This is a genomic window from Halomonas rhizosphaerae, from assembly GCF_030012485.1.
Taxonomy (GTDB): domain Bacteria; phylum Pseudomonadota; class Gammaproteobacteria; order Pseudomonadales; family Halomonadaceae; genus Halomonas; species Halomonas rhizosphaerae.
In genome coordinates this window covers 1-13,046 of the sequence record NZ_JASCQQ010000026.1, presented here as the reverse complement: position 1 = coordinate 13,046, position 13,046 = coordinate 1, and the positions used below count along the sequence as shown (strand labels likewise).

11 protein-coding genes are annotated in these 13,046 nt (G+C 67.2%); all 11 read left to right on the top strand.

What is annotated here, in order from left to right; all coding sequences use genetic code 11:
- The first annotated feature begins 58 nt into the window (after window positions 1-58).
- Complete coding sequence (locus tag QLQ86_RS10515) at window positions 59-796, top strand: maleate cis-trans isomerase family protein (RefSeq protein ID WP_282816893.1); 738 nt, start codon at window positions 59-61, stop codon at window positions 794-796.
- A gap of 61 nt (window positions 797-857) precedes the next feature.
- A complete protein-coding gene (locus tag QLQ86_RS10510) occupies window positions 858-1,916 on the top strand; it encodes a TRAP transporter substrate-binding protein (protein ID WP_282816892.1) in 1,059 nt (352 codons plus the stop codon).
- Window positions 1,917-1,973: 57 nt separating this feature from the next.
- Entirely contained in the window at window positions 1,974-2,585 is a 612-nt protein-coding gene (locus QLQ86_RS10505; RefSeq protein ID WP_282816891.1) for a TRAP transporter small permease subunit, read from the top strand.
- A complete protein-coding gene (locus QLQ86_RS10500) occupies window positions 2,582-3,883 on the top strand; it encodes a TRAP transporter large permease (protein ID WP_282816890.1) in 1,302 nt (433 codons plus the stop codon). Before QLQ86_RS10505 ends, QLQ86_RS10500 begins: the two co-directional genes overlap by 4 nt.
- A gap of 28 nt (window positions 3,884-3,911) precedes the next feature.
- Window positions 3,912-5,342, top strand: coding sequence for a dihydropyrimidinase (gene hydA / locus QLQ86_RS10495; protein ID WP_282816889.1), 1,431 nt, complete (start codon window positions 3,912-3,914; stop codon window positions 5,340-5,342).
- A gap of 3 nt (window positions 5,343-5,345) precedes the next feature.
- Complete coding sequence (locus QLQ86_RS10490) at window positions 5,346-6,110, top strand: 2-keto-4-pentenoate hydratase (RefSeq protein WP_282816888.1); 765 nt, start codon at window positions 5,346-5,348, stop codon at window positions 6,108-6,110.
- Window positions 6,111-6,360: 250 nt separating this feature from the next.
- Entirely contained in the window at window positions 6,361-8,136 is a 1,776-nt protein-coding gene (gene gcl / locus QLQ86_RS10485; protein WP_282816887.1) for a glyoxylate carboligase, read from the top strand.
- A 50-nt stretch (window positions 8,137-8,186) separates the two neighbouring features.
- The gene (hyi, locus tag QLQ86_RS10480; protein WP_282816886.1) at window positions 8,187-8,966 is read left to right on the top strand and encodes a hydroxypyruvate isomerase; all 780 of its coding nucleotides are present in this window, start codon (window positions 8,187-8,189) and stop codon (window positions 8,964-8,966) included.
- Window positions 8,967-9,177: 211 nt separating this feature from the next.
- Window positions 9,178-10,065, top strand: a complete 888-nt coding sequence (locus QLQ86_RS10475) for a 2-hydroxy-3-oxopropionate reductase (protein WP_282816885.1) — start codon at window positions 9,178-9,180, stop codon at window positions 10,063-10,065.
- Between the two features lie 200 nt (window positions 10,066-10,265).
- Window positions 10,266-11,591 (top strand): glycerate kinase type-2 family protein, encoded by a 1,326-nt coding sequence (locus tag QLQ86_RS10470; protein ID WP_282816884.1) that lies wholly within the window; start codon window positions 10,266-10,268, stop codon window positions 11,589-11,591.
- The coding region (gene pyk / locus QLQ86_RS10465; RefSeq protein ID WP_282816883.1) for a pyruvate kinase at window positions 11,588-13,046 on the top strand (1,459 nt) is incomplete at its 3' end. The genes QLQ86_RS10470 and pyk, both read left to right, overlap by 4 nt.

Here is a 13,046-nt window from a genome sequence, read left to right as displayed (position 1 = left end):
ATTTATCTGTATCTCGGATACAGTATACCGAATATCAAGAACAATCCCGGAGCCACCCATGGATCGCACCCTCATTGGCATGCTCACGCCGTCCTCCAACACCGTGCTGGAGCCCTATACCGCGGCGCTGCTCAGGGACCTCTTCCCCGAGGTCACCGCCCATTTCCAGCGCTTCACCGTCCGCGAGATATCCATGCGCGATGAGGCATTGGCCCAGTTCGACCCAGCGCCGCTGCTCGAGGCCGCTAGGCTGCTCAACGATGCCCGCATGGATGTCATCGCCTGGAACGGCACCTCCGCCAGTTGGATGGGCTTCGCGGCCGATCGTCGACTGTGCGCTGCCATCACCGAGTCCACCGGCGTGCCGGCCACCACCAGCGTGCTGGCACTCAACGAGGCGCTCGAGCGCACCGGGGTGACGCGCCTGGGGCTGGTGACGCCCTACCTGGAGGACATCCAATCGGCGATCGTCGCCAACTACGCCTCGGAGGGATTCGAGGTGGTGAGTGAGCGGCACCTCAACGACAAGGGCAACTTCTCGTTCTCTGAGTATGACGAGCAGACCCTGGCGGACATGGTCCGCGATGTCGCCCGTGATGCCCCCCAGGCAATCACCATTCTCTGCACCAACCTGCGCGGGGCGGGCATCGTGCCGGCCCTGGAGCGGGAGCTCGGTATTCCGATATACGACTCGGTGAGCGTCACGGTATGGAAGACGCTGGCGCTGGCCGGAGTTGACCCCACTCGAGTCACGGGCTGGGGGCAGCTCTTCCAGGACCCGCGCCTCGGCGCGTGATGACACGGACGCTCGATGATCGATGCACCACCCACAACAAAGTCAAAGACGAGGTGACCTCATGTCCATCAAGACTCCCTTCAAGGCCCTGGCGCTCGGCGTTTCACTGGCGGGCGGCATCGTGGCTGGCGGCCTGGCCCAGGCCGAGACCACGCTGCGCGTGGTCGGCAACTTCTCGGGCAACAAGCTTCACGTGGATGAGGTCGAACGTCCCTTCTTCGAGGAGCTGAACGCCCGTGACGACCTGGCGGTGGTCTACAACACCATGGATGCCATCGGCGTGGAGGCTGCCGATGCCCTGCGCAACATCCGCTCTGGGGCCTTCGACGTCATGTCGGTGCAGATCGGCATGGCCTCCCGTGACGAGCCCTTCTTCGAGGGCATCGACCTGGCGGGGGTGTCGCCGGACCTGGATGCCCAACGCGAAGCAGTCGATGCCGTGCGGGAGGCCTTCGACGCGCGCCTGCAGGAGCGTTTCAACGCCAAGCTGATGACGCTCTGGCCCTTCGGCCCGCAGATGATGTTCTGCAACGGGGACATCGACGACGTAGGTGACCTCTCCGGCAAGAAGGTACGTGTCTTCACCCCTTCCATGTCTCGGCTGGTGGAGGGGCTAGGTGCGACCCCGGTAACCCTGCAGTTCAGCGAGGTCTATCTGGCACTGCAGCGCGGCGTGGCAGACTGCGGTGTCACCGCTCCCTCCGCCGGCAACAACGGCAAGTGGCCCGAGGTGACCGATACCTTCGTGCCACTGCCGCTTTCCTACTCGGTCCAGGGTCACTTCATGAATCTGGATACCTGGAACCGTTTCGACGAGTCGCAACAGCAGGCGCTTACCGAGGCATTCGAGCGGCTCGAGGAGCAGATGTGGGAGCTGGCCTATGGCGTCAACGACGATGCCATCGCCTGCAACACTGGCCAGGACAGCTGTTCCCGTCACGAGGCCTACGACATGGCGCTGGTGGAGATCGATCCGGCCTCCCGTGAGCAGGTGGAAGCGATCACCAAGGAAGAAGTGCTCCCCGTGTGGGCCGGGACCTGCAGCCGGCAGTACGAGAGTTGCGTCAAGGTCTGGAATGAGACGGTGGGTGATGCCGCCGGCATGACCATTACCGAGTAATGCCGCTGGCGCGCTCCGGTCGGCACGGATCGGCCGGAGCCTCATGGGAGTATCACAATGTCTTCACAGCACCCCTATCTGCTGGCCAGGCGGCTGGCGCATGGCGCCGCGATAGCCGCCGGCTACGCGTCCCTCGGGCTCTCATTGCTGATCACCTTCGAGGTGGTGGCTCGCAAACTGTTCAACTTCTCCTTGCAAGGCGTCGACGAGATCGGTGGCTACGTGCTGGCCATCGGCGTCTCCTTCAGCTTCGCCTACGCCCTGTTGCACCGTGCCCATACTCGGGTCGACGTGCTGCTGACGCGCCTTCCACGAATGCTGCAGGCACCGCTCAACGCCATCGCGATATTGCTGCTGTCAGCCTTCTCGGCCTTCATGCTGTGGCGCGCTGTCGAAACGCTCAAGGAAACCCTGGAGTTCGGCAGCCTGGCCAGCACGCCACTGCAGACGCCGCTGTGGATCCCGCAGAGTCTCTGGGTGATGGGGCTTGGCGTCTTCACCGTACTGACGGTGCTGCTGGCGGGCCGGGCAGTCAAGCTGCTGGTCACCGGCCAACTGGCGACGCTGGACCGGGAGTATGGACCGCGCTCCACCGACGATGAACTGGACGAGGCGCGCCAGGACTATGGCAGCGGCATCGCCACCGAGCAGGGGAGGGCAGGGTCATGATCGGAGCCTTCGAGGTCATGGTCGGTTTCGTCATCATGCTGGGCATGATGGCGGCCGGCATCCACGTGGCCGTGTCGATCTTCACCATCGCCACCTTGGGTACCCTGATGTACCTGGGTACGCCGCTGCTCTATTCCTTCGGCGATACCCTGTGGGGCACCCTGAATGACTTCATCCTGACGGCGATTCCCTTGTTCATCCTGCTGGGAGAATTGCTCCTTCGCAGCGGGATTACCGAGCGCATGTACAGCGCGCTTTCGGTGTGGCTCGATCGCATGCCGGGCGGGCTGCTGCATACCAACATCGGAGCCTCCTCGGTGTTTGCCGCAATGTCGGGCTCCTCGGTAGCCACAGCGGCCACCATCGGCACCGTGGCGCTGCCGGCCTTCGCCGAGCGTGGCTACAGCGAGCGGCTGGCGCTCGGCACCCTGGCGGCCGGGGCGACCCTGGGTATCCTGATCCCGCCCAGCATCAACATGATCATCTACGGCGCCATCACCAACACCTCCATCGGCAAGCTGTTCATCGCGGGGATACTTCCGGGACTGGCTCTGGCGGGGGCCTTCATGCTGACCATCATGGCCTTCAGCCTGCTGCGACCCGGGGTGGTAGGCCAGGCCTCCGAGCGCTCGACCCTGCCCGAGCGTCTCGCCTCGCTGGTGGACCTGCTGCCCCCGGCCTTCGTGTTCGCTATCGTCATCGGCAGCATCTACAGCGGCTGGGCGACGCCTACCGAGGCGGCCGCCCTGGGCGTCATCGCGGCCTTGGGGCTGGCCGCCTGGAACCGCAAGTTGACCTGGACGATGCTGCACGAGTGCTTCCTGTCGATGGCGCGCACCACGGCAATGATCATGCTGATCATCGTGGCGGCCTTCTTCCTCAACTACATCGTCGGGATCCTTGGCATCCCCACCACCCTGACACGCTGGGTCGCTGACCTGGGCCTCACGCCGCTGGGTCTGATCCTGGCGCTGGTGGTCTTCTATCTCGTGCTGGGCTGCTTCCTCGAGACGTTGTCGATGATGATCGCGACCGTGCCCATCGTGGTGCCCATGGTGGTCCAGTTCGGCTTCGACCCGGTGTGGTTCGGCATCTTCCTGGTGATCATGATGGAGATCTCTCTGATCACCCCGCCGATCGGCATGAACCTCTATGTGGTCCAGGGCGTGCGCGGGCGCGGCTCCATCACCGACGTGATGGTCGGCAGCCTGCCGTTCCTGGCCATCATGCTGCTGTTCGTGCTGCTGATCATTCTCTGGCCCGGACTCGTGATGTGGCTGCCCGAGGCCATGGGCTAGGTTCCGGAAAAACGACAAGGTAATGGACATGACTCGTTTCGATACCCTGATCACCAATGGCCGCATCATCACCGCGGCCGACAGTTACGATGCCGATATCGGCATCAAGGATGGGCGCATCGTCGCCTTGGGCCAGGACCTGGGAGAAGCCGGCGAGGTCATCGATGCCCGGGGGCTTTGGGTGATGCCGGGCGGCATCGATGCGCACTGCCACTTGGACCAGCCGCTGGGGGATGGGGCGGTCATGGCCGACGACTTCCTGACAGGCACCCGATCGGCGGCCTGTGGCGGCACGACCACGGTGATTCCCTTTGCCGCCCAGCAGAAGGGCCAGAGTCTGCGAGCAGCGGTGGAGGACTACCATCGCCGCAGCGAGGGGAAGGCGATGGTCGATTACGCCTTTCACATGATCGTCACCGATCCGACCGAATCGGTACTGAAGGAGGAGCTGCCGGCGCTGATCGCCGAGGGCTACAGCTCCTTCAAGATCTACCTGACCTACGACGATCTGAAGCTGAACGATCGCGAAGTGCTCGAGGTGCTGGCCATGGCCCGCCGCGAGGGCGGCATGGTGATGGTGCATGCCGAGAACGCCGACTGCATCGCCTACCTGACTGAGCTGCTCGAATCCCAGGGGCAGACGTCGCCGTTCTACCACGGTGTGGCACATTCGGCGATCGCCGAGCGTGAGGCTACCCACCGGGCCATTTCGCTGGCGGAGTTGATCGACGTGCCGCTGCTGATCGTTCACGTGTCCGGTCCCGAGGCCATCGAGCAGATCCGCTGGGCTCAGGGTCGCGGCCTGCGTGTCTATGGCGAGACCTGCCCCCAGTACCTGATGCTGACCGCCTCTGACCTCGACCAGGAAGGCTTCGAAGGGGCCAAGTGCGTGTGCAGCCCGCCCCCACGCGACAAGGCGGCCCAGGAGGCGGTCTGGCAGGCTCTGGAGAGCGGGGTCTTCCAGGTCTTCTCATCCGACCACGCGCCGTTTCGCTATGACGATCCCCGGGGCAAGAAGCTGCACGGGGAGGAGGCTGGCTTCCACCACATCCCCAATGGGATTCCGGGGCTCGAGACCCGCCTGTCGATCCTCTTCTCGGAGGGGGTCATCAAGCAGCGAATCGACCCGACCCGATTCGTGGCCCTGACTGCCACCAATCCCGCGAAGATCTACGGCCTCTATCCGCGCAAGGGATCCATCGCCATCGGCAGCGATGCCGACCTCACCCTCTGGGATCCTCGGGCGCACTCGACTGTGCGCAACGCCTCGCTGCACCACGCCGTGGACTACACCCCCTACGAGGGCCTCGAACTGACCGGGCGCCCGATGCTGGCCCTGTGCCGGGGGGTCGCGGTTTCCCGCGACGGAGAGCCCAGCGCCGAGGCAGGGCATGGGCGCTTCCTGACCTGTGACAAGCCGCTGCCGGCCCGGCCGCGCGGGCAGGCGAAGGGGTTCTGAGGCATGCAGCCTGACACCGTGATCGAGACGGCCGCCCAACGCCTGCTGGCGGCCTATCCCCCCGGGGCCATGATCCCGGTCCCCGAGGACCTGGTCTTGGAGGACGAGACGCAGGCCTATGCCCTACAGGCGCGCATCTCCGCGGCCCTCGGCACCCCCAGCGGCTGGAAGTTGGGCGGCATCGTCATGGGCGAAATCCCTCGCTACTCGCGGCTGTTCGCAGAACGCAGCCAGCTGTCGCCAGCCCGCTTCTCGCGTGGTGACTTCCACCGCGTCTATCTGGAGCCCGAACTGGCCGTAGTGATGGGGGAGGCCGTGGTTCCGCGCGATGTGCCCTATCGGCTCGAGGAGATCATTCCCCGGGTGGCCAGCCTGCATGCGGCAATCGAGCTGGTCGACAGCCGCTTCGAGGCCTGGCCCGAGGTGCCGCCATTGTGGCAGCTGGCCGATGGGCTGAGCCATGGAGCCTTCGTGCTAGGCGCTGCTGCACCGCCCGAAAACCTGAGCCAGATGCGCGATGCGCCCTACCGCCTCGACTTGGACGGCGAGACGGTGATCAGCGGGAAGGGCGGCCACCCCGGCGGTGACCCGGCGAGACTGCTGGTGGAGATGATCAACGCGCATGTTCGTGCCAGCGGGCGTGGGATCGATGCCGGGGAGGTGATCACCACCGGCACCTTCAACGGGGTGGTGGCGATGCGTGCCGGGCAGGAGGCCAGGCTGGCCTTCCCCGGGATCGGCGAAGCGCTGTTGCGGCTCGATGCTTGAGCATTGGATACGAAAGCATCCCTGATTCGCCTCTGGTGGCTCCCAACGTCGGTGCCCTACCTGACGTGAGAGACTGATTTTCTGTATATTTTTCAGTAACCCAAGCCAATGAAATGGCTTGGGTATTTTATTATTCCAAATTAAGTGGAAATATTTTCCAGTAAATATTGACGGCCCGCGGCGGGGTGCCTAGTCTCTGTATACAGAAATATTTTTCAAAAACAACAATCCCCTCACAGGAGGAAATGTCATGACGCGCATGACTGCCGCTGAAGCCGCCGTTCACGTGCTCCGCAAGGAAGGCATCGATGTCGCCTTCGGGGTACCCGGTGCTGCCATCAATCCCTTCTATGCCGCGATGCGCAAGCTGGGTGGCATCGACCATGTCCTGGCCCGCCATGTCGAGGGCGCCTCGCACATGGCCGAGGGTTACACCCGCACGAAGGCCGGCAACATCGGGGTGTGCATCGGTACCTCCGGCCCCGCCGGCACCGACATGATCACCGGGCTCTATTCCGCCTCGGGCGACTCCATCCCGATCCTCTGCATCACCGGCCAGGCGCCCCGCGCCCGGCTGCACAAGGAGGATTTCCAGGCGGTGGACATCCAGGCGATCGCCGGGCCGGTCACCAAGTGGGCGGTTACGGTGCTCGAGCCGGCCCAGGTACCACGCGCCTTCCAGCACGCCTTCCAGCTGATGCGCTCCTCGCGCCCGGGGCCGGTGCTGATCGACCTGCCCATCGACGTGCAGATGAGCGAGATCGAGTTCGACCCGGACACCTACGAGCCGCTGCCGGCCTACAAGCCCGCCGCGACCCGGGCCCAGGCCGAGAAGGCCATCGCCATGCTCCAGGCGGCCGAGCGCCCGCTGATCGTGGCCGGCGGCGGCATCATCAATGCCGATGCCTCGGACCGGCTGGTCGAGTTCGCCGAGCTCACCGGGGTGCCGGTCATCCCCACCCTGATGGGCTGGGGGGCGATCCCCGACGACCACGAGCTGATGGCCGGCATGGTGGGGCTGCAGACCTCCCACCGCTACGGCAATGCGACCCTGCTCGCCTCGGACTTCGTGATGGGCATCGGCAACCGCTGGGCCAACCGGCATACCGGCTCGGTGGAGACCTATACCCGGGGTCGCACCTTCGTCCACGTGGACATCGAGCCGACCCAGATCGGTCGGGTGTTCGGGCCCGACTATGGCATCGTCTCCGACGCCGGCGCGGCACTCGACCTCTTCTTGGAGGTGGCCCGTGAGATGAAGGCCGCGGGCCGCCTCAAGGATCGCACGGCCTGGGCGGCGGAGTGCCAGGAGCGCAAGCGCACCCTGCTGCGCAAGACCCACTTCGACAACGTGCCGGTCAAGCCCCAGCGGGTCTACGAGGAGATGAACAAGGCGTTCGGCCCGAACACCCGCTACGTCAGCACCATCGGCCTGTCGCAGATCGCCGGTGCCCAGTTCCTTCACGTCCACAAGCCGCGCCACTGGATCAACTGCGGCCAGGCCGGCCCCCTGGGCTGGACCATCCCGGCGGCGCTGGGCGTGCGGCGCGCCGACCCCGAGGCCGAGATCGTCGCGCTCTCCGGCGACTATGACTTCCAGTTCATGGTCGAGGAACTGGCGGTCGGCGCCCAGTTCAAGCTGCCCTTCATCCACGTGCTGGTGAACAATGCCTACCTGGGGCTGATCCGCCAGGCCCAGCGCGGCTTCGACATGGACTACTGTGTCCAGCTCTCCTTCGAGAACGTCAATGCCGCCGAGCTGGGCGAATACGGCGTCGACCACCTCGCCGTGGCCGAGGGGCTGGGCTGCAAGGCGCTGCGCGTGACTCGGCCCGAGCAGATCGGCCCGGCCTTCGCCCAGGCCCGGGAGCTGATGGCCGAGCACCGGGTGCCGGTGGTGGTCGAGGTGATCCTCGAGCGGGTGACCAACATCGCCATGGGCACCGAGATCGACGCCATCAACGAATTCGAGGAACTGGCCGAGAGCGTCACCGATGCCCCCAGTGCCATCACCGCCACCGTCTGACCGCGGTTCGTCGAGACACCATCCAGAAGGCAAGACGCAAGGAGTTCGATATGCCCAAGTTTGCCGCCAATCTCAGCATGCTGTTCACCGAGGAGGCGTTCCTCGACCGCTTCGCGGCCGCCGCCGGTGCCGGCTTCCGGGGCGTGGAGTATCTCTTCCCCTACGAGTTCGAGGCCGCCGCGATCAAGCAGCGCCTCGATGACCATGGCCTGACCCAGGTACTGTTCAACCTGCCGGCGGGCGACTGGGGGGCCGGCGAGCGTGGCATCGCCTGCCACCCGGATCGCGTCGAGGAGTTCCGCAGCGGCGTCGACGAGGCGATCGAGTACGCCCGCGTGCTGGGCAACACCCAGGTCAACTGCCTGGCCGGCATCCCGCCGCAGGGCGTCAGCGAGGCCGATGCCCACCGCACCCTGGTCGACAACCTGCGCTTCGCCGCCGAGAAGCTCGAGGCCGCCGGCATCCTGCTGCTCGCCGAGCCGATCAACACACGCGACATCCCGGGGTTCTTCCTCAATCGCACCGAGCAGGCGCTCGCCCTCTTCGACGAGGTGGGAAGCGACAACCTCAAGCTGCAGTACGACATCTACCACATGCAGGTCATGGAGGGGGACCTGGCCCCGACCATCGAGAAGCACCTCGATCGCATCGCCCATGTCCAGATCGCCGATAACCCGGGGCGCCACGAGCCAGGCACCGGCGAGATCCACTATCCCTTCCTGTTCGCGCACCTCGATCGCCTGGGCTACCAAGGCTGGGTCGGCGCCGAGTACAAGCCGAGGGCGGGCACCCAGGAGGGGCTTGGCTGGCTGGACGCCGTCTGCGGCTGAAGGTCCTACTTATCGGGAATAGCGACTGATAGTCACAGCGAGGGGCGCCGGGGGCAGGCCGAAGAGGAGGTCCTATGCCAGGGACGGCATCGGTAGCGCCCAGGGAGGGGTTCACAGCGCCTCCTCGCAGGGCCTGTCGCCGGATCAGCCCCGAGCAGACATGCAGGCACCTCATCGAAGCAAGGTAACAAGACACGACAGGAGAGAGACCATGAGCAAGATCGGATTTATTGGCCTCGGCATCATGGGCCGTCCCATGGCGGGCCACCTGCTGGACGCCGGCCATGAACTGGTGACGGTCAAGCGCGGCACCCTCGATGCCACCCTCGCCGACAAGGGCATGCGCGAGGTGGAGAATCCCGCGGCGGTGGCCGCCGAGGCCGAGGTGATCATCACCATGGTGCCCGACACCCCCGACGTCGAGGAGGTGCTCTTCGGCGAGGGCGGCGTCACCGAGGGCCTCAGGCCCGGCACCCTGGTGATCGACATGAGCTCCATCGCCCCCCTGGCGACCCAGAACTTCGCCCGCTGCATCCACGAGGCCGGCGGCGAGTACGTCGATGCCCCGGTCTCCGGCGGCGAGGGTGGCGCCATCAACGCGGCGCTGACGATCATGGTGGGCGCCACCCAGGAGGGCTTCGAGCGCGCCATGCCGATCCTCGAGGTGATGGGCAAGACCATCACCCACATCGGGGGCCACGGCGCCGGCCAGACCTGCAAGGTGGCCAACCAGATCGTGGTGGCGCTGACCATCGAGGCGGTGGCCGAAGGCCTGCTGTTCGCCTCCAAGGCCGGGGCCGACGTGGCCAAGGTGCGCGAGTCGCTGCTCGGTGGCCTGGCCCAGTCGAAGATCCTCGACGTTCACGGCGAGCGAATGATCAGCCGCTCCTTCGACCCGGGCTTCAAGGTCCGCCTGCACCAGAAGGACCTCAACCTGGCCCTGGACGGGGCACGCAGCCTCAACCTGGCGCTGCCCGGCACCGCCAACGCCCAACAGCTGTTTCAGGCCTGTGCCGCCCACGGCGGCGCCGACTGGGATCACGCCGGCATCCTGCGGGCCCTGGAGGCGCTGGCCGACCACGAGGTGGGCCAGGAGTGAAGGGGCTCGTGCCCCTGTACAGGTCGTGAGTTCTGCCCGCCGTTTCTCCTGAGCCGGCGGGCGACAGGGAGGTGACTGCTCCCTGACGGCAGGCGTCGGGTCGTCGCCTGCCGGATCGCCGATGGCGATCCTTGCCCGGTGGCGGGTTCCCCCTGAAGCACCCCGCTCGTCACCGGGCCTTTTTCGTGAAGGAGATCCCCATGAATACCCTGACCCCGCTGGTCGCCCGCGACCCGGCCGAGACGCCGCGGGCCTGGCTCCGGCAGCTGGCCGAGCACGCGGTTGCCGCCGTCCATCCCGATGCCCTGCTGCCCGCCGTGCTGCCCGCGCCGCCGCGAGGCCGCACCCGGGTGGTGGGGGCCGGCAAGGCCGCCGCCGCCATGGCCGCGGCGCTGGAGCGTGCCTGGCAGGCCCGCCAGCCCCAGGCGCCCCTCGAGGGCCTGGTGGTGACCCGTCATGGCCATGGTGTACAAGGGCGGGGTGTCGACTGTCGCCACATCGAGGTCCTCGAGGCCTCCCACCCCATGCCCGATGACCTGAGCGAGCGGGCCGCCCGGCACATGCTCGAGGCGGTGGCGGACCTGGGCGCGGACGACCTGGTCATCGCGCTGATCTCCGGTGGCGGCTCGGCGCTGATGAGCCTGCCGGCGCCGGGCATCACCCCGGCCGAGAAGCAGGCGATCAACAGGGAACTGCTGCGCTGCGGTGCGCCGATCCGCGAGATCAATGCCGTGCGCCGCCATCTCTCCGCCATCAAGGGCGGCCGCCTGGCCGCGGCGGCCCACCCGGCCCGGGTGCTGACCTGGCTGATCTCGGACGTGCCCGGCGACGAGGCCTCGCTGGTGGCCTCGGGGCCGACCCTGCCGGACGCCACGACGCCCGCTGACGCCCTGACGATCCTCGAGCGCCATGGCATCGCGATCCCCGCGGGGGTGCGCCGTCACCTGGCGGCCAATGCCCCGGCCCCGCATCCCGGGGACAAGGCCTTCGCCCGCGACGCGAGCGAGGTCCTCGCCCGGGCCCGGGATGCCCTCGAGGCGGCCCGCATCGCCGCCGAGGCCGCGGGTGTCGAGGTGCGCCTGCTCGGCGACGACCTGGAAGGCGAAGCCCGGGAGCTGGGGCGTGCCCAGGGACGCCTGGCGCTGGCCGCCCGCGACGGACGCCGCGCCCCCCTGCTGCTGCTCTCGGGAGGCGAGACCAGCGTCACCGTGCAGGGCGACGGCCGGGGCGGGCGCAATGTCGAGTACCTGCTGGGGCTGTTCGAGACCCTGCGCGGCGCCGAGGGCATCCATGCCCTGGCCATCGACACCGACGGCATCGACGGGTCCGAGGACAATGCCGGGGCGCTATTCGCCCCCGAGGACTGGGCGCGTGCCCACGCCCGGGGCCTTGACCCCGTCGATTATCTGTCACGCAATGATGCGTATACTTTCTTCGCGGCCCTGGACGATCTGATCGTCACCGGGCCGACGCGCACCAACGTCAACGATTTCCGTGCCATCCTGGTACTGCCGAGGACCCCATGACCCGTCCCCTTCCTGCTCCGCCCCATACCCCCATCCGTCGCACCAAGATCGTCGCCACCCTGGGCCCGGCCAGCGACCGGGAGGGCGTCCTCGAGGCGATGCTCGAGGCCGGCGTCGACGTGGTGCGCCTCAACTTCTCCCACGGCAGCCCCGATGACCACCGCCGCCGCCTCGAACGGGTCCGCGCCATCGCCGACCGCCTGGGGCGCAGCGTCGCCGCCCTGGGCGACCTCCAGGGCCCCAAGATCCGCATCGCCCGCTTCAAGGCGGGCGCCGTGGAACTCGAGGAGGGGCAGTCCTTCATCCTCGACATGGGCCTGGGCAGCGACCAGGGCGACGAGACCCGCGTCGGCTGCGACTACAAGACCCTGGCCGACGACGTCGGCCCCGGCGACCGCCTGCTGCTCGACGACGGCCGGGTGGTGCTCGACGTCAACCGGGTCGCCGACCACCTGATCCACACCAGCGTGGTGGTGGGCGGTACGCTCTCCAACAACAAGGGCATCAACAAGCAGGGCGGCGGCCTCTCGGCCCCGGCGCTGACCGACAAGGACAAGGCCGACCTGGAGACCGCCGTGGCGATCGGCGTCGACTACCTGGCGATCTCCTTCCCGCGCAGCGCCGCCGACATGGTCGAGGCCCGCGAGCGGCTCGGCGAGGCCGGCCGCGAGATCGGCCTGGTGGCCAAGCTGGAGCGCGCCGAGGCGGTGGCCGACGACGAGACGCTGGACGCCATCATCCGCGCCAGCGAGGCGGTGATGGTGGCGCGCGGCGACCTGGGCGTGGAGATCGGCGACGCCGCGCTGATCGGCACCCAGAAGCGCATCATCAAGCACGCCCGCACGCTCAACCGCGCGGTGATCACCGCCACCCAGATGATGGAGTCGATGATCGAGGCCCCGCTGCCCACCCGCGCCGAGGTGTTCGACGTCGCCAACGCGGTGCTCGACGGCACCGATGCGGTGATGCTCTCCGCCGAGACCGCCGCCGGCGACTTCCCGGTGGAGACCGTCGCGGCCATGGACCGGGTCTGCCTGGGCGCCGAGCGCGAGCGGCGCATCCAGGAGTCCGGCCACCGCATCCATGAGGGCTTCTCGCAGATCGACGAGACCATCGCGCTCTCCGCCATGTACGCCGCCAACCACCTCGCCGGGGTCGCCGCCATCGCCTGCATGACCGCCTCCGGCTACACGCCGCTGATCGCCTCGCGCATCAGCTCGGGGCTGCCCATCGTCGGCCTGGCCCACAACCCGGTGGCCCAGCGGCGTATGGCGCTCTATCGCGGGGTGGTCTCGCTGCCCTTCGACACCAGCGAGATGTCGGCCGCCGAGCTCAACGACCGGGCGCTGCAGCGACTGGTGGAGCAGGGCATCGCCGAGCCCGGCGACCACGTGATCCTCACCCGGGGCGACCACATGAACGCCCATGGCGGCACCAATACCCTGAAGATCCTCG